A 17577-nucleotide genomic window follows, 5' to 3' on the forward strand; every position below is an offset into this window, starting at 1 on the left:
CATGCTACGCGCGGGCCTGCATTCCGGCTTGCGGGAACTGGCTCCTGTGCACCCCGCGCCCCGGGTGAGAATGTGCGAAACGAGTTTCCTGGAGACCACAGCCGATGCCCGATTCCACAAGCCCCGCCCATGACCACGCCGCACCGCTGGAGGGCGTGCGCGTCCTGAGTCTCGCGCTGAACCTGCCCGGCCCGGCCGCGCTGCTGCGGTGCCGCGGCATGGGCGCCGCCTGCCTCAAGCTGGAGCCGCCCGGCGGCGATCCGATGGCGCTGTACAACCGGCCGGCCTATGCGGCACTGCACGAGGGCGTCGAGATCCGCGCGGTCGATCTGAAGAGCGAAGCCGGGCAGCAGCAGTTGCATGCCGAGCTCGCGGCAACCGACGTGCTGCTGACCTCGTTCCGCCCGTCCGCATTGGCCAAGCTCGGGCTCGACTGGCCGGCGCTGCATGCGCGCCACCCCAGGCTGTCGCAGGTCGCCATCGTCGGCGCGCCGGGCGAACGCGCCGAGGAGCCGGGCCATGACCTGACCTACCTCGCGGAAAGCGGGCTCGTGACCGGCACCGACCTGCCGCCCACGCTCTACGCCGACATGGGCGGCGCCCTGCTCGCGAGCGAGGCGGTGCTCAAGGCCATGCTGCTGCAGTCGCGCAAGGCCGGCGGCGTGTACCTCGAAGTCGCATTGAACGCATCGGCCGACTGGCTGGCCCTGCCCCGCGCCTGGGGCCTGACGCAGCCTTCGGGCGCGGTCGGCGGCGCGCACGCGGGCTACCGCGTCTACCCCTGCGCCGACGGCCGGGTGGCGGTGGCTGCGCTCGAGCCGCATTTCGCGGCCCGGCTCTGCGAGGCCGCGGAGATTGGCTCGCGCGACATGATGGCGCCGGCCACGCACGAGGCGCTGGCCGACTGGCTGGCAACGCGCACCCGCGCCGAACTCGAAGCCATGGCCCGTGAGCGCGACGTGCCGCTGCTCACGCTGGCCGGCTGATCGGGCCGATTCAGCGCGTCGCCACGCCGTCGCGCTGCCGGTCTTCGCGCTTGAGCGCGAGATACGTGTCGAGGTCGACCTCGTGCAACTGGCGCGGGTACTGCTCGGCCGCGGCGAACCAGCGGCGCTGGCGGCGGTCGGACTGGTCGGAGCCGGGTGCCGCGAGGTAGGCGTCCAGCGTCAGGAAGTAGCGCATCGCGTTGCGTTCCACGAGCCCGCGCAGGCCGCGGATGTAGTCGGGCTGGCCCTCCGGCGTCTTGCCGATCACAGTGAAGCCCACCTTGTCACTGCCAAAGGTCGCGAGGTAGGCCATGGTGCCCAGCCGGACCATCGCGTTGTGGTCGTAGCTGTAGCTGAAATGCAGGAAGCTCTTGTGCTCGTCCAGCGCCAGGGCCTCGAGCTTGACGCGGTAGTTGCTCGTGCCCAGCGGCCCGCTCTCGGCCGACAGTTCGACCGACAGATGCTCCGGCGAGGCACCCGCGACGCGGTAGACGAACGGCAGCTCGAAGGCCTGGTCGATCGGCTTGTCGTAGCGCCGCACCACGTAGAGCGTGATCATGTCGCGTCCTTGCGGCCCGCTGGCCACCGTGCAGCGCCGGTTGTTGATGTGCAGGGTCAGCACCTCGCACCAATGGGCCGATCCCTTGAGCGTGCTGCTGATCTCCTGCAGCGGATGGTCGACCAGGGCATAGACGTCGCCTTGCAGGCCGTCGGCCGTCTCCACGGAGTCGATCTGCACGGGACGCCCGAAGCTGCTGTGCTCGAGCCTGTCGCTCAGGCGCTGGTGGGTGGCACGCAGCGTCTGGGCGGCTGGCGATTCGGGCGGGGCGGCAAGCCCCGCCGACGAAGCTGCGATCAGCAGCGCGCCCGTGAAGGAGCGCAACCATGGAACCGGCAGGTGGGGCGAACTGCTCATGGGGCCACACCATACAACGGAAGGTCCAGGCGTGCCTTCAGTCGGCCTGCGCGGATCTGCCGCGCCGCACCAGCAGCAACATCGCGCCCGCGAGCAGCACCGCGCCCGCCCACTGGCGCGGCGCCATCGGCTGGGCGAGCAACGCGGCGGCCAGCAGAGCGGCCACCAGCGGCTCGACCAGCGTGCCGATCACCGCCGAGGTCGGCGACAGCCGCCGCGCGCCCCAGGCAAAGGCCAGATACGCCACCGAGGTCGTCACCACGCCCGTATAGCCCACCGCGAGCCATTGCGCGCCGCCTTCGGGCCAGGTGATGCCGCCGGGCCACGCAACGGCCAGCATGCATGCGGCCGCGGCCGTCATGCCCCAGGCAGATGCCGTGGCGGCCGGCACCCTCGCCGGCATGCGCGCGTTGCCCAGCACCACCATCGCATAGCAGAAGGCCGAGGCCAGAGACCAGGCCACGCCGGCCGCATGCCCCGGCGCGAGCGGCCCCCACCCCGCCGACGGCATCACCAGCAGCAGCACTCCGGCGAGCGCGAGCAGCAGTCCCGCGAGCAGGCGCGCGCCGAAGCGCTCGTAGCCGCGCAGCACCGACACCAACGCGACGATCGCCGGGGCGCAGCAGATCGAGATCACGGTCGGCAGCGCGGCACCCAGATGGGAAATACCCACGAACCAGCAGCTCACGTTGAGCGCCATCGCGGCGCCGGTTGCCAGCAGCTGCAGGCGCTCCCGGCCCGTCAGGTCGGCCCACCGCCCATGCGCGCTCGCCGGGGTTCGCCAATGCAGCCACCACAGCAGCGGCAGGCCCAGCGCGAAGCGCGCCAGCGACAGGCTCTGCGGCGCGATGCCGCCCTCGATCAGGAATTGCGCAACCAGGGCACCACCGCCCCATAGCGCGCCGGCCAGCAGCACGCCGCCCCAGGCCAGGGCGGCAGACATTCTTGCGTTCATTGTTGAAAGTTCTCCATGACGCCCGCCAAAGCCGATCGGCTGCGACCGGAAGCGGGCATGACCGTCCATGCCGCGTCCCGCCCCGAGGCGGACAGCGGCGACCACTTGCGTGCCAGAGCGCTGCGCCGGAAGGCGCGCGCCTCAGCTGCGGGTCGATGGAGGAGGAGAACGGTACAGGGCCATGGCGCGCATCTTAGAACGCACGAACTGGCGCCCGCAAACGCGCTCACGGCGTTCTGGCAGCCGGAATCAAGACAAATGTCGGGTGTGCAGGAACTCGTCGAGTTGAAAGACTCCCGGCACCCATTTCAAAAATATTGTCGAACGCGGGGACGGGAGCGCTAGCCCAGACCCTGCGTTGGAGGACGACGTAGTGCAGGAAATTTTCATGGCCGCTTGGCAAGCCGAGCTGGCAAATTACCCGTTGCTGATTCTTCAGGCAGCGGCTCTCCTCGGAATATTGAGCATCACCCTGCTGCTCTCCCGAACACCCACCGAAAGAGTCGAATCGAGAACGCTTCTGTACGGCTCGGTTTTCGGCATCACCAGCTTCGCCCTGATCGCCCTGTCCTCTCAATTTTTCAACCTGCCCTCCAAGCCCTATCTCTCGTCCGATCTGCTCTTCCTCGGAGGCCTGCTGGGAGGATGGAGAGGAGGAACGATAACGCTGGCCCTGACGATTTCGGCGCGCCTCATATTTGGCGGCTTCAACCAGGTGGAAGCGTTTCTGCTGGATATGTCGATAACCACCGCGGGCGGCATCATCGCGCATTTCGTCTACAGCAAAAAGCCGCTGATGCAATTTGGGTGGAAAGAAGTATTGAAAATATGGAGCGCCCGAATGGCATGCTCCATGTTTTCGAGTGGCATCATATTCTTATTGAAACTGGTCCCGCCCAAGGTAAGTGCGCATGTCACCGCATTGCAGATAGTCGGATTCAGCACTTCGCTTTTCATTTTGGGTTGCGTCATAGCCCTGCTGCGCGTGGACGCACATATCAGGGACTCCTATTTTCAGCGAATGAAAATGTACCGCACGGACCTTCTCAGCGGACTGCCCAATAGAAGAGCCTTGAGCGAGTATCTTGAAACAATTCTCCATAAAAACCAGTCGCAGCATGTGCTCCTCACGTTCGAGGTCGGAAATCTCAAGGAAATGGTCCGCATCCTGGGGCACGACTGGACGGATAAATTCTGGGGCCATCTGGCGAGCCAGCTGACGAATCAAGAAACCCTCAAGATGACCTCGAACGAGAAATCGAATTGCTTCCAATTGTCCGACCTGGCACTGGCCTTTGTTATACAGGAAACCTGCGTCGCCCAGATAGAAAATTGCCAGCTCGTGCCTCGTCTGTACGCCGACGTCATGGAGCACCTGCAAGTTGCCGGGGGCCCTTACTCCAATGTGCAACTGCGTTGCGGCGTTACGAATGTGCGAACGGCAGATGACGCAAACGCCTCATCCGTTCTGAGAAACATCAGCCTGGCGCTCCAGAGCAGCAATCAACAGATCAGGTATTTTCACGATTCTTTTTCTGCCCAGGCCGACAAGGACGCAAAAGTCCACGAGTTGATCATTGGCTGGATTCGCAATATCAATCCGCCACTGAACTACCAGCCGAAGTTCGACTTGGAGACCCGGGTGATCTGCGGTGCCGAGGCGCTTCTGCGAGCGCACTCCGCGGAAGGCCTGCCCCTGTCCCCGCTTTACGTGCTGGATGTTGCAACCCGCTACCAGCTGCTGCTGAAGCTCGAGTGGTGTACCGTCGAAATGGTGATTCGGGAACTGGCCCAGTGCATGGCCAAGGGTTTTCACACCCCGTTGTCGGTCAACATATCCGCAGCGTCCATCACGGTGCCGGACTTCGGCGAGCGAATTCTGGATCGCCTGGATCGCTACCGTGTGCCCTCCGAAATGCTATCGATTGAAATCATCGAATCCGGGCAGGTGCCGGACATCGACACCGTGAAGGAGAACATCCATAAATTGAATTCGGCGGGTGTCGGGTTGTCTCTCGATGATTTCGGCGCTGGATATTCCACGTTGACCACCCTGGCCAAGATCCCCTTCGACGAAGTAAAGATCGACTATGCAATGGTCTCGATGATCGAACAACCGCGGATGAACAAGGCAATAGGGCTGGCCCTGGAAAGTGCGACGAGGTACGGCGCAAGGCTTGTCGCAGAGGGAGTCGAAACCGAAACCCAACTGGAAATACTCGTCAAAATGGGCATCAAATTCGGCCAGGGTTACCTTTTTTCCAAGGCGGTACCCATGAATGAACTGATCGAACTGTCAAGACTGGAAAAACATGTGCAATAGCATGCGCCAATAGCCTTGCGATTGCGCAGATCATGAAAAACGAAGACACACGAGTGAATGAATTCCGATTGCTTATCAAGCCGCTGTCGCTCGGAATGCAATTGGGCGGCATGGTTCTGGTTGCAATGGTATGGATTCTTGCGGATGAATCCTATCAATACGACCATCGGTGGATCATTTTGCTTGCGGCCCTTACCGTCACCTCGGTTTTTGCAAGCTGGAAAATAGCATTCTTCTCATTTTTTTCCATCACCACCGTCTGGCTGCTATGCATTGCGCTCACGCTGCTGGCCGAACCCAGCATCAATAGAAATCACTGGATGGCGGTGCTGAGCATCGGAGTATCTCTGGCGGTAGCGCCCGTCTTTTCACGGACCAGCGAATACATCATCGTGTCCATCGGCATTTGGCTCATTTTCGGCAAAGGGTCGCTGATAAATGCGCCATTCGGCGGAGATGTGAAATGGGCATGGCTTTCAATGTCAGCCGCGATCATGGTCGGCGTGTTCTTGAACGCACTCTTCGCCCGAATACACCGCCAAAGCATTGTGCTTCGCGACAAGCTCGTGGATCTGGCCTTCACAGACGCGCTGACCGGCATCGGCAATCGCAGGAAGTTCCTGAGCGATGTCGATGAGGTCCAGAAGTCGCGCGATGCGAGTTCCGCTTGCCTGCTCATGCTCGACATCGACAACTTCAAGCGCATCAATGACGATTTCGGTCATCCGATGGGCGACGAAGTCCTTCGGCAGGTGGCTCAAGCCATCCGCCGATCCGTCGCGGATGAGCCGTGCGGGAGGCTGGGGGGCGAGGAGTTCGGGATCTTCCTTACCCAGGGAGGAGAAGAGCGGGCGGCCACGGTGGCCGCTCAGATCCTGGGCCGGATACGCGAACTGGACGTGCTCGACCGAAAAATCACCGCCAGCGTCGGCATTTCAAGAATGAGCGACGAGCAGTCGTTTTCCGAATTGATGAGAGCTGCCGACGAAGCGCTCTACGTCGCCAAAAGCCGCGGCAAGGATTGCTTCGCGATCTTCTGACGCGATGCGGCTCGCGCCCCCCAGCGCGAATCAGCGCGGCTTGCGGATGTTGCCGCGCACCGGACCACCCGATGGCTTGCGCGGGCTCGGACCCGAGCCGTTGTCGCGCGGCGGCAGGCCGGTGTGCTGCGTGAGGATGCGGCCCTTCGAAGGCTTCACCGGTGCCAGCTTGACCGGTGCGGCCTTGGCGGTTGCCGGCGCCGCGGTCGAATTCTTGCGCCGCGCGCTCGTGTATCCGCCGTCGGTCAGCGGCTGCCAGGTCGGAATGAGGTGGTGCTTGCCGTTGCCGATCAGGTCGGCACGGCCCATGCTTTTGAGCGCCTCGCGCAGCAGCGGCCAGTTGTTGGCGTCGTGGTAGCGCAGGAAGGCCTTGTGCAGGCGGCGGCGCTTGTCGCCACGCACGATGTCCACCGTCTCGCTCTCGCGCGTGATCTTGCGCAGCGGGTTCTTGTTGGTGTGGTACATCGTCGTCGCGGTGGCCATGGGCGACGGGTAGAAGGTCTGCACCTGGTCGGCGCGAAAGCCGTTCTTCTTGAGCCAGATGGCGAGGTTCATCATGTCCTCGTCGCTGGTGCCCGGATGCGCGGCAATGAAGTACGGAATGAGGTACTGCTTCTTGCCCGCCTCGGCCGAGTATTTCTCGAACATCTGCTTGAACTTGTCGTAGCTGCCGATGCCGGGCTTCATCATCTTGGTGAGCGGGCCCTGCTCGGTGTGCTCGGGCGCGATCTTCAGGTAGCCGCCCACGTGGTGCTGGACCAGTTCCTTCACGTATTCGGGCGACTGCACGGCCAGGTCGTAGCGCAGGCCCGAGCCGATGAGGATCTTCTTGATGCCCTTCAACGCACGCGCCCGGCGGTAGATCTTGATCAGCGGGTCGTGGTTGGTGTTGAGGTTCGGGCAGATGCCCGGGTACACGCAGCTCGGCTTGCGGCAGGCAGATTCGATTTCGGGCGACTTGCAGCCGATGCGGTACATGTTGGCCGTGGGGCCGCCGAGGTCGGAGATGGTGCCGGTGAAGCCCTTGACCGAATCGCGGATGGCCTCGACCTCCTTGATGATCGAGTCTTCGGAGCGGCTCTGGATGATGCGCCCCTCGTGCTCGGTGATCGAGCAGAAGGTGCAGCCGCCGAAGCAGCCGCGCATGATGTTCACGCTGAAGCGGATCATTTCCCACGCGGGGATCTTGGTGGCGCCGTCGTGGCTGCCGTTCTCGTCGGCGTAGCGCGGATGGGGGCTGCGGGCGTACGGCAGGTCGAACACGTAGTCCATCTCGGCCGTGGTGAGCGGAATGGGCGGCGGGTTGATCCACACGTCGCGCGCCGTGGCGCCCTCGCCGTGCGCCTGCACCAGCGCGCGGGCGTTGCCGGGGTTGGTCTCCAGATGCAGCACGCGGTTGGCGTGCGCGTAGAGCACCGGGTCGCTGCGCACCTGCTCGTAAGCCGGCAGGCGGATCACGGAACGGTCGCGCGGCGGCACGCTGATCTTGCCGCGCGGCTGCAGCGCAGGGTTCGGCACGAAGTTCAGCGGCTTGATGGCGGGGTTGACCACCGAGGCGCCTGCCGGGCCGGCGGCTTCCGCGGCCTTGGCGACGGCCTGCGCCTCGTCTTCCTTGGCGCAGGTGGCGCCGTTGGCCTTGGCCTGGTCGGACACCATCAGATACGGATTGACGTGCGCCTCGACGCGGCCTGGTTCATCCACGCTGGTGGAGTTGATCTCGAACCAGCCGTCGGGAGTTTCGCGCCGCACGAAGGCGGTGCCGCGCACGTCGGTGATCTGCTGCACCGGCTCCTTGGCGGCCAAGCGGTGCGCGATCTCGACGATGGCGCGCTCGGCGTTGCCGTACAGCAGCAGGTCGCACTTGGCGTCGACCACGATGGAGCGGCGTACCTTGTCCGACCAGTAGTCGTAGTGGGCAATGCGGCGCAGGCTGCCTTCGATGCCGCCGAGGATGATCGGCACGTCGTTCCAGGCTTCCTTGCAGCGCTGCGAATACACGATGGCAGCGCGGTCGGGGCGCGAGCCGCCGACGTCGCCGGGGGTGTAGGCGTCGTCGCTGCGGATCTTGCGATCGGCCGTGTAGCGGTTGATCATCGAATCCATGTTGCCGGCGGTCACGCCGAAGAACAGGTTCGGCTTGCCCAGCACCTTGAAGGGCTCGGCGCTCTGCCAGTCGGGCTGCGCGATGATGCCCACGCGGAAGCCCTGCGCCTCGAGCATGCGGCCGATCACCGACATGCCGAAGCTGGGGTGGTCGACATAGGCGTCGCCCGTGACCACGATGATGTCGCAGCTGTCCCAGCCGAGCGCTTCCATTTCCTTGCGCGAGGTCGGCAGGAACTTGGCCGTGCCGAAACGGGCCGCCCAGTACTTGCGGTAGCTGGTCAGCGGCTTGGCGGCGCGCGCGAAAAAGGAGACGTCGACGGGGGCGTTCATCGGTGGGGGCAGTCGGCGCCTTGGGCGCGCCGTTGTGGGCAACCCTCGATTTTAGGGTTTTCCACCTCCCCTGTCGCTCTAAACATCCTGTGACCATGCCGTCGGCAGGACCTCGATTGGTTGCCAAAGTCAACCAATCCAATGACAATGGCAAGCATGTCCACGACTTCAACTCCAGTCGATCCCGCCGCCGTCAAGGCGATCCGGCAGTTCAACCGCTTCTATACGCGCCGCATCGGCGCACTCGATCCGTACCTCGGCAGCCCCATGTCGCTGACCGACGTGCGCGTGCTGTACGAGCTGGCCCACCGCGAAACCGCGGTCGCGAGCGAGATCGGGCGCGACCTCGGGCTCGATGCGGGCTACATGAGCCGCATCCTGCGCCGCTTCGAATCCGAAGGCTGGCTCACCCGGGAGCCCCATCCGCGCGATGCGCGCCAGAGCGTGCTGCACCTGACCGAAGCCGGCCACGCCGCATTTGCGCCGTTGCAACAGAAGTCGCGCGAGGAAGCCGCCGCGCTGCTCGAATCGCTCGCGCCGTCGCAGCGCCAGCAGTTGGTTCAGGCCATGGGCACGATGCAGTCCCTCCTCGACCCCGATGCCGCGCCGCCCAAGCCCCAGGCCGCCATCCTTCGCGACCCGGCGCCCGGCGACATCGGCTGGGTGGTGCAGCAGCACGGCGAGATCTACGCGCGCGAATACGGCTGGAACAGCAAGTTCGAGGCGCTCGTGGCCGGCATCGCGAGCGAGTTCCTGCTGAAGTTCCAACCCGAATGGGAGCGCTGCTGGATCGCCGAAGTCAACGGCGAGCGCGTGGGCGCGATCTTCGTCGTGCGCAAGTCGGCCACGGTGGCGCAGCTGCGCATGCTGATCCTGACGCCCGGTGCGCGCGGCCTCGGGCTCGGAGGCAAGCTGGTCGACGAGTGCATCGCCTTCGCGCGGCTCAAGGGCTACAAGAAGATGGTGCTGTGGACCAACAGCTGCCTGGCGGCTGCACGCGGCATCTATGCCAAGCGTGGCTTCCAGCTCACGCAGTCGGAGCCGCACGAGGGCTATGGCTCGCCGCTGGTGGGCGAGACCTGGGAGCTGAAGCTGTAGTTGGTTGGTCTTGCTCCTTCCCCCGCCGGGGGAGGGAGAAACTCACTGCATGAACCAGCCGTGGCTCACGACCAGCGACTGGCCCGTCAGCGCATTCGTCGGGAACCCCGCGAACAGCAGCGCCACGCGCGCCACGTCTTCCGTGGTCGTGAACTCGCCATCGACCGTTTCCTTGAGCATCACGTTCTTGACGACTTCCTCTTCGCTGATGCCCAGCGTCTTGGCCTGTTCGGGAATCTGCTTCTCGACCAGCGGCGTGCGCACGAAGCCCGGGCAGATCACGTTGGCGCGCACGCCGTGCTTGGCCCCCTCCTTGGCGACCGTCTTGGCCAGGCCGATGAGGCCGTGCTTGGCAGTGACGTAAGGCGCCTTCAGCAGCGAAGCTTCCTTCGAGTGCACCGAGCCCATGTAGATCACGCTGCCGCCACGGCCTTGCGCGTACATGTGCTTCAGGCAGGCCTTGGTGGTGAGGAATGCGCCGTCCAGGTGGATGGCCAGCATCTTCTTCCAGTCGGCAAAACTGAACTCTTCCACCGGATGCACGATCTGGATGCCGGCGTTGCTGATGAGGATGTCGATGCCGCCGAAGGCCTTCGCGCCCTCTTCCACCGAGGCGTTCACCTGGTCTTCGTTGGTCACGTCGACCGCCACGCCGATGGCCTGCGCGCCGGAGGCCTTGAGCTCGGCCGCGGTGGCGTCGGCAGCCTCCTTGTTGAGGTCGGCAATGATGATCTTCGCGCCTTCCTGGGCGAACAAGATGGCGATTTCCTTGCCGATGCCGCTGGCCGAGCCGGTGATGTAGGCGACCTTGTCCTTGAGTTGCATGGTGAGTGTTCCTTGAGAGAGTTGGGTTGGAAGATGAGTGCGGAAATCAGGCGAGGTAATCATGCTCGACCGTGCCCAGCGCGAGCGTCATGTCGGCGATGTAGTGCACGGCCGACTCGACCTTCAACACCGGCAGGTCGGCCACCGGCGCCAGCGCATGCGGATGCAGCTCGAGCGACGCGGGGCCGCCCCAGGCACCGTGCAGCGTCACGTCGACCATGTGGTAGCGCACCAGCTCGCAGATGCGCGCCGTGCCGTCCACATGCGGAATGATCTTGAGCAGGAAGTTGGGCTGCGCGATGCCCGCGAGGATGGGCTCCGGGTCGAGCGCGCGGTGCTTGAAGCCCATGGTGGCCTTGGCCACGCGCACCTTGCCGTAGTCGAGCGTGCCGACGACCACGTCGGTCTCGTAGTCGAGCACCGGCGACGCGAGCTTCTTGGGAAAGCCCCAGAGCTCGCGGCCGCCGGCAATGGGCGGATGGTCGTTGAGGTACATGGCGTGCACGTACGCGCCCTTCTCCACGCCCCTGGCGGTGCGCAGCTGCACCGGAATGACCTGGCCCGATTCGGTGTAGTCGCCGAAGCCGGTGGAGTCGGGCATGCGGATGAACTCGTACTTGACCAGTGGCTCGACCACCTCCAGCGGCTCCGGCACCACGGCACGCAAGGCGTCCATGTCGGTGCGGTAGGTGACGATGAGAAATTCACGCCGCACGAAGCGATAGGGTCCGGGCGGAAAGGCGGGGCTCGTCAGCGGCATCGCGAATGCCGTTCGTCTCACGTCTTCAATGTTCACGAACATTTCCTCCTGTTGAAGTGACGGCCCCAGTCTGGCGCTGGTTTCTTAGTCGAGGCTGAACTCTCCGGATACGCCGTTCATCGTGCAAGACCGGGCCGCTTCACGCGCCCAGAGCCGTGCTCGCCGAGGTCGAAAGTGGTCACGCCGTTGACGGTGGCGTCGGCGCGCAGCAGTTCGGGGTGCGCGAGCGTGCTGCGCATGTCGCGCACGCCGGACTCCCAGTGCTCCTCGACGGCGGCGCGCGAGAACTCGTAGTCCTTCGATTCGAGCTCGTAGGGCTTGTCGCGGTAGATCAGATGGAAGATGTCGATCGGCTCGTGCGTCAGCTGCGACTGCACCGCCAGCACGCTCGGGTCGTTGCGCAGGCTGGCGGGCAGCTTGGTGATGAGGTCGGCAATGGCCTGCTGCAGGTTCATGTTGGCCGCCAGCGCGTCCGTGTTCATGCGGGTGCGGCTCGAGTAGGTGATGTCCTTCTGGCGCTCCAGCACGCCGGCCATGGTGCGGGGCATTTCACCGCGCGCGTTGAACAGGTCGACCTGCAGCACCACCAGCGGCTCGGTGCGCGGATGCAGGTCCAGCACGTACTGCAGCGGCGTGTTCGACACGATGCCGCCGTCCCAGTAGTCGTCGCCGTCGATGCTCACCGGCGCGAAGCCGGGCGGCAATGCGCCGCTGGCCATGATGTGCTCGGGCCCGATGGACTGGCGCGTGTTGTCGAAGTACACCGAGTTGCCGGTGCGCACGTTGACAGCGCCCACGCTGAAACGCGCCTCGCAGGCATTGATGCGGTCGAAGTCGACGAGGCGCTCCAGCGTGGACTTGAGCGGCGAGGTGTCGTAGTAGCTCAGCAGCGGCGCCGCCCCGCCCATCAGCAGGGCTGGCGAGTAGCGCGGCTCGAAGAAACCCGGAATGCCCACCAGCGAAGCCATGGTGGCGCTGTACTGGTTCTGAGCTGCCCGGTCGCCCAGCCACGAAGGCAGGCGCTGCGAAGCTCCGGAAGACACGAGGTGCCAGAACTCGCGCAGCCGGTCGACACGCTTTTCCGGGGCATTGCCTGCGATCAACGCCGCGTTGATGGCGCCGATGGAAACGCCGGCGATCCAGTGCGGCTCGAGTTCGGTCTCGCTGAGCGCGGCGAACACGCCGGCCTGGTAGGCACCGAGCGCGCCCCCACCCTGCAGCACCAGCGCCTTGCGGGCGGTGCGCATGTCTTCGCGGCGCGAAGCAAAAGGGTTCAGGGGCTGGGAGGACTGAGGGGACTGAAAGGAGGCGCCACGGGTTTTTTTCTTGGGTGGTGTCGTCGTCATGCATTCATTTGACCCCAGCTCCGCGACACCAACCTGACCAGGGGTCTTGCCCCTGGCGGAATCACATCTTCGGCAGCATCTGCCCGCGAATCTCGCCGCCGGGGTTGGCAGCGGTGTGCACGTTGGCGTACCACTTGCCAGCGCTCAGGTCGGCGGCCTGGGCGGGCGTGAGCGTGGCCTGGCCTTCGATCGGGCTCGCCGGATTGGCAAAGGGCAGCACCACGCCGGCGTTGGCACCCGCGGCGGCGGGGCCGTGGAAGTGCGCCATGGTGGCGGGGCCGCTCAGGCCGGTGTAGGTGATCTTGTACTTGAGCACGTTGGTGTCGCGGTCGAGCCAGGCCTCGGCCATGCCGCTGCCGCGCGTCATGTTGGGCGGGACTTCGCTGGCCGCATTCATCGCGCCGCTGAAGCTCGCGACGTTCGACTTCGACATCATTCCGCAGCCGACCAGCGCGGCACTGGCCACGCCGGTAATGAGGGCTGCGCGCAAAAAGGTGCCATATTTGGTCATGAGCTTTATCTCCTGGGTTGTGTAAGCGAACACAGCATAGGCAGCACGGCGGCACTTGTCTTGTCGGCCATCGCCCCGACTTCCCCCGGCGCCAGGCGCCCGGAAACCGGCCTGAAAGACAATTCGGCGATGAGTTCTCCGACCCCCACCCCGCTCCCCACGGCCCGCGAAGTGGCCGACTTCTGGCGCGACGCCGGCCCTGAACGCTGGTTTGCCAAGAACGACGAATTCGACGCCGCCTTCATCGCCCGCTTTGCCGACGCCCACCAGGCCGCGGCGCGCGGCGAACTCGAGGAATGGGCGCACGACGCCGAAGGCGCGCTGGCCCTGCTGGTGCTGCTCGACCAGTTCCCCCGCAACGCCTGGCGCAACAACCCGCACATGCTCGCCACCGACGGCAGGGCCCTGGCAGTGGCCAAGAAAGCGGTGGCCGCCGGCCTCGACCAGCAGGTTGCCGCCGAACTGCGGCCTTTCTTCTACCTGCCGTTCATGCACTCCGAGGTGCTGGCCGAGCAGCAGCGCTCGGTCGAACTCAATGCCGCGCTGGACGCCAACACGCAGCGCTTTGCCGTGCTGCACCGCGACATCGTCGCGCGCTTCGGCCGCTTTCCGCACCGCAACAGGATGCTGGGGCGCGAATCGACCGCGCAGGAGCAGGCGTTCCTGGACCAGGGCGGCTTCGCGGGCTGACCCGCTCAGTTGTCGTTCTGCGCCAGCGGCACGTCGCGTGTCGGCGAGGGATTGAGCTCTGTAGCGCCCTTCTTGTCCTTCATCGATCCGTAGGTGCGCGCATAGACCCAGGTGAACTCGGCGCCCAGAAGGAAGATCTGCGCCGAGTAATACACCCACACCAGCACCACCACCAGCGAACCCGCCGCGCCGTAGCCCGAGGCCACGCTGCTCTTGCCGATGTACAGCCCGATCAGGTGCTTGCCCACGGTGAAGAGCAGCGCAGTGACCGCCGCGCCCACCCACACGTCGCGCCACTGCACCTTGGCGCGCGGCATGATCTTGTAGATCATCGCGAAGATCACCGTCACCATCGCGAAGCTGAAGACGAAGTTCACCACCTGCGCGGTGGTCTCCCAGGCGCCGAACATCGGCGACCACCACTTGCCCAGCGCCGCGAGCGCCGCGCTGGCCACCAGCGACACCATCAGCAGGAAGCCGATGCCCATGATCATGCTGAACGACAGCAGCCGCACGCGCAGCATGTTGAACAGGCCGCTGTTCTTGACGCGGGCCGGCGCGCGCCAGATGCGGTCGAGCGCGTCCTGCAGTTCGCCGAACACGGTGGTCGCGCCGACCACCAGCAGCCCGATGCCGATGACCGTGGCCACGACGCCCTCGGTGGGCTTGTTGACAGCCTTCAGCATGCCCTGGACCGCCGCCGCGCCCTGCTCGCCCATCAGCCCCGAGAGCTGCGCGAAGATCTCGCCGCGCGCCGCCTCCTGGCCGAAGACCAGCCCGGCCACGGCGATCACGATCAGCAGCAGAGGCGCGATCGAGAACACGGTGTAGTAGGCCAGCGCGGCCCCCATGCTCGGCGCGTAGTCGTTCGACCAGGAGTTGAAGGCCTTCTTGCAAAGGTCGAAGAGCGCGCGTAGTTGCATGAGCATGGTTGTAGTTTCCCTGTGGAGGCGTCCGGGATCTTGTCAGTACGATGCCCGGCGCGTTGAAAGCCTGACTACGATAATCGCTCCACATGCACCCGTCTCCACCAGCCCAGCCGCAGTCGCCGCGCGACCTGTTCTTTTCGTTCACCTGGCTGGCGCTGCAAGGCTTCGGCGGCGTGCTGGCCATCGTGCAGCGCGAGATGGTCGAGAAAAAGAAATGGCTCACGCCCGAGCAGTTCCTCGAGGACTGGGCCGTCGCCCAGGTGATGCCCGGCCCCAACGTGATCAACCTCGCCCTGATGATCGGCGACCGCTACTTCGGGCTGCGCGGCGCCCTGGCGGCGGTGGCGGGCATGCTGGCCATTCCGCTCGTCGTCATCCTCGCGCTGGCCGTGCTCTATGCCCACTACGCCGGCAACCCGCAGGTGGCGGCCGCGCTGCGGGGCATGGGCGCGGTGTCGGGCGGGCTGATCGCGGCCACCGGCATCAAGCTGGTGCCGCAGTTGCGCAAGCACCCGCTGGGCTTTGCCACCTGCCTGGGCTTCATGGCGCTGGTGTTCTGCGCCATCGCGCTGTTCAAGATCCCGCTGGGCTGGGTGCTGCTGGTGCTCGGCGGCGTGGCCTGCGTGTGGACCTGGAAGAAGATACCGGCATGACCATCGCGATGCACTGGCACGACTGGCTGGCCCTCTTCGGGCAGTACATGCTGCTTTCGCTGCTGTCGATCAGCGGCGCGATCACCACGGTGCCCGACATGCACCGCTACCTGGTGGCGCAGCACGGCTGGCTCACCGACGCGCAATTCAGCTCCTCCGTGGCCATCGCGCAGGCCGCGCCGGGGCCCAACGTGCTGTTCGTGGCGCTGATGGGCTGGAACGTCGGGCTCAACGCGGGCGGCGGCATCGGCGGCGGGCCGGGGGCGTGGCTGCTGGGCTTCTTCGGGCTGCTCGTCACCATGGTCGGCATCATGCTGCCGAGCACCACCCTCACCTACTTCGCCACGCGCTGGGGACACCGCAACCGCACCCGCCGCGAGGTGCGTGCCTTCAAGCAGGGCATGGCGCCCGTGGTGGTGGGACTGCTGATCGCCACCGGCTGGGTGCTGGCGGCGGGAAACCATGCCGGCAATGCGCCCGCCTGGCACCTGTGGCTGCTGACCGGCGCGGCCGCGCTTATCGTCTGGCGCACGCGCATCCATCTGCTGTGGCTGCTCGGTGCCGGTGCGGTGCTGGGCGCCATCGGCTTCGTCTGACCATTTTTTTTCTCAACGCTTTTCTTCGGGAACACCAACTCATGTCGCAACTTCGCCCGCTCGGCCGCTCCGGCCTCCTGGTTTCGCCGCTCGCCTTCGGGGGCAACGTGTTCGGCTGGACCGTCGACGAGGCTGCCTCGTTCAAACTGCTCGACGCGTGGCTCGACGCCGGCTTCAACTTCGTCGACACCGCCGACGTGTACTCGGCCTGGGTGCCGGGCCACACGGGCGGCGAGTCCGAGACCATCATCGGCAAGTGGCTCAAGCAAAGCGGCAAGCGCAACCGCGTGGTGCTGGCCACCAAGGTCGGCAAGCCGATGGGCGAAGGCAAGGTGGGCCTGTCGCCCAAGTACATCCGCGAGGCGGTCGAGGCTTCGCTCAGGCGCCTGCAGACGGACCACATCGACCTCTACCAGTCGCATGACGACGACGCCAACACGCCGCTCGAGGAGTCGCTGCGCGCCTTCGACCAGCTGATCCAGGAAGGCAAGGTGCGCGCGATCGGCGCGTCGAACTACACGGCGCCGCGGCTGGCCGAAGCGCTGGACGTGTCCGAGAAGCTCGGCATCGCCCGCTACGAGAGCCTGCAGCCGCTCTACAACCTGTACGACCGCGCGGTGTTCGAAGACGCGCTGGAGCCGCTGTGCCTGGAGCGCGAGGTGGGCGTGATCAACTTCTACGCGCTGGCCGCCGGCTTCCTCACGGGCAAGTACCGCACGGAGGCCGACGCGAGCAAGAGCGCCCGCGGCGCCAACACCACCAAGAAGTACCTCAACGAACGCGGCCTGCGCATCCTCGACGCGCTCGACAAGGTGGCCCAGCAGTACAACGCCAAGCCCGGCCAGGTGGCCATCGCCTGGCAGATCGCGCGCCCCGGCGTGACGGCGCCGATCGCCAGCGCGACGTCGATCGCGCAGCTCGAGGAACTCGTGGTCGCGACGCAGCTGAAGCTGGACGCGGGCACCATCGAGATGCTCGACCGCGCCAGCGCCGAAACCGCCGCGGCCTGAGGAAGGAGTGAGTGATGAGCGTGTTCGATTTCAACGATATCTCCGCCCCTTCGCTCGAGCATTTCGCCGACCTGCGCGTCGAGGTGGGCACGCCGCAGGTGCTGGGCGGCACCCCGCGCGGCATGCGCCGCGTGGTGCCCATCACGGGCGGCGAGGCCACCGGGCACGGCTGGCGGGCGCGCGTTCTGCCGGGCGGCTGCGACTTCCAGTTGATCGTGAGCGAGACGCTCTCCGAGCTCGATGCGCGCTACGCCCTGGAGACCGACTCAGGCGACCTGATCTACGTGCAGAACCAGGCCATGCGCTCGGCCACGCCCGAGGTCATGGCCCGGCTGCTGCGAGGCGACCCCGTCGACCCGACGCAGGTGTACTTCCGCTGCAACCCGCGCTTCGAAACCACTTCGCCGTCGCTGAAGTGGATCAGCGAACGCATGTTCACCGGCGCCGGCATGCGCAAGCCGTCCGAGGTGGTGATGCGCTTCTACACGCTGGTCTAGCAAGCG

The 17577-nt window shown here is 65.5% G+C and carries 17 protein-coding genes; 9 read left to right on the forward strand and 8 right to left on the reverse strand.

Annotated elements, in window-relative coordinates:
* Positions 1-104 precede the first annotated feature (104 nt).
* Positions 105-986, forward strand: coding sequence for a CoA transferase (locus QRN67_RS05260; RefSeq protein WP_285410919.1), 882 nt, complete (start codon positions 105-107; stop codon positions 984-986).
* Positions 987-996: 10 nt separating this feature from the next.
* Here the strand turns inward: QRN67_RS05260 and QRN67_RS05265 are convergent, their stop codons facing one another.
* A complete protein-coding gene (locus tag QRN67_RS05265; protein ID WP_081269135.1) occupies positions 997-1902 on the reverse strand; it encodes a hypothetical protein in 906 nt (301 codons plus the stop codon).
* A gap of 37 nt (positions 1903-1939) precedes the next feature.
* The gene (locus tag QRN67_RS05270; protein ID WP_285410921.1) at positions 1940-2845 is read right to left on the reverse strand and encodes a DMT family transporter; all 906 of its coding nucleotides are present in this window, start codon (positions 2843-2845) and stop codon (positions 1940-1942) included.
* 400 nt (positions 2846-3245) lie between these two features.
* Between QRN67_RS05270 and QRN67_RS05275 the strand changes: the two genes are divergently transcribed.
* Together QRN67_RS05275 and QRN67_RS05280 are read left to right on the forward strand one after the other, a co-directional pair.
* Entirely contained in the window at positions 3246-5180 is a 1935-nt protein-coding gene (locus QRN67_RS05275; RefSeq protein ID WP_285410922.1) for an EAL domain-containing protein, read from the forward strand.
* 32 nt (positions 5181-5212) lie between these two features.
* On the forward strand, positions 5213-6220 hold the full coding sequence (locus QRN67_RS05280; RefSeq protein ID WP_285410924.1) for a GGDEF domain-containing protein: 1008 nt from the start codon (positions 5213-5215) through the stop codon (positions 6218-6220).
* Positions 6221-6250: 30 nt separating this feature from the next.
* On the opposite strand, the gene QRN67_RS05285 is transcribed toward QRN67_RS05280, so the two are convergent.
* Entirely contained in the window at positions 6251-8656 is a 2406-nt protein-coding gene (locus tag QRN67_RS05285; protein ID WP_285410925.1) for a YgiQ family radical SAM protein, read from the reverse strand.
* 147 nt (positions 8657-8803) lie between these two features.
* Here QRN67_RS05285 and QRN67_RS05290 point away from each other — a divergent pair, with 147 nt between their 5' ends.
* On the forward strand, positions 8804-9754 hold the full coding sequence (locus QRN67_RS05290; protein ID WP_285410926.1) for a bifunctional helix-turn-helix transcriptional regulator/GNAT family N-acetyltransferase: 951 nt from the start codon (positions 8804-8806) through the stop codon (positions 9752-9754).
* A 42-nt stretch (positions 9755-9796) separates the two neighbouring features.
* Here QRN67_RS05290 and QRN67_RS05295 read toward each other — a convergent pair whose 3' ends face one another.
* The 4 genes from QRN67_RS05295 to QRN67_RS05310 form a co-directional block, all read right to left on the reverse strand.
* Positions 9797-10579, reverse strand: coding sequence for a 3-hydroxybutyrate dehydrogenase (locus QRN67_RS05295; RefSeq protein ID WP_081269129.1), 783 nt, complete (start codon positions 10577-10579; stop codon positions 9797-9799).
* Between the two features lie 46 nt (positions 10580-10625).
* Complete coding sequence (locus tag QRN67_RS05300; RefSeq protein WP_285410928.1) at positions 10626-11375, reverse strand: acetoacetate decarboxylase; 750 nt, start codon at positions 11373-11375, stop codon at positions 10626-10628.
* A gap of 80 nt (positions 11376-11455) precedes the next feature.
* Entirely contained in the window at positions 11456-12586 is a 1131-nt protein-coding gene (locus tag QRN67_RS05305) for a patatin-like phospholipase family protein (RefSeq protein WP_106934252.1), read from the reverse strand.
* A gap of 160 nt (positions 12587-12746) precedes the next feature.
* Positions 12747-13196 carry a CHRD domain-containing protein gene (locus tag QRN67_RS05310; RefSeq protein ID WP_081269127.1) on the reverse strand — a complete coding sequence of 150 codons (450 nt, stop codon included), beginning with the start codon at positions 13194-13196 and terminating at the stop codon, positions 12747-12749.
* 129 nt (positions 13197-13325) lie between these two features.
* Between QRN67_RS05310 and QRN67_RS05315 the strand changes: the two genes are divergently transcribed.
* Entirely contained in the window at positions 13326-13886 is a 561-nt protein-coding gene (locus QRN67_RS05315) for a DUF924 family protein (RefSeq protein ID WP_285410932.1), read from the forward strand.
* A gap of 5 nt (positions 13887-13891) precedes the next feature.
* On the opposite strand, the gene QRN67_RS05320 is transcribed toward QRN67_RS05315, so the two are convergent.
* Entirely contained in the window at positions 13892-14815 is a 924-nt protein-coding gene (locus QRN67_RS05320) for a YihY/virulence factor BrkB family protein (protein ID WP_172839879.1), read from the reverse strand.
* An 86-nt stretch (positions 14816-14901) separates the two neighbouring features.
* Between QRN67_RS05320 and QRN67_RS05325 the strand changes: the two genes are divergently transcribed.
* Genes QRN67_RS05325 through QRN67_RS05340 form a run of 4 tightly spaced genes read left to right on the forward strand, consistent with a single transcriptional unit; the run spans position 14902 to position 17571 of the window.
* Positions 14902-15468, forward strand: coding sequence for a chromate transporter (locus QRN67_RS05325; protein WP_081269125.1), 567 nt, complete (start codon positions 14902-14904; stop codon positions 15466-15468).
* Positions 15465-16064, forward strand: coding sequence for a chromate transporter (locus QRN67_RS05330; RefSeq protein WP_081269124.1), 600 nt, complete (start codon positions 15465-15467; stop codon positions 16062-16064). The genes QRN67_RS05325 and QRN67_RS05330 overlap by 4 nt, the downstream gene beginning before the upstream one ends.
* Positions 16065-16105: 41 nt before the next feature.
* A complete protein-coding gene (locus tag QRN67_RS05335) occupies positions 16106-17074 on the forward strand; it encodes an aldo/keto reductase (RefSeq protein WP_285410935.1) in 969 nt (322 codons plus the stop codon).
* A gap of 14 nt (positions 17075-17088) precedes the next feature.
* Entirely contained in the window at positions 17089-17571 is a 483-nt protein-coding gene (locus tag QRN67_RS05340; RefSeq protein ID WP_081269122.1) for a DUF3237 domain-containing protein, read from the forward strand.
* Positions 17572-17577 lie beyond the last annotated feature (6 nt).

The organism is Variovorax sp. efr-133-TYG-130 (assembly GCF_030208835.1).
Lineage (GTDB): Bacteria > Pseudomonadota > Gammaproteobacteria > Burkholderiales > Burkholderiaceae_C > Variovorax.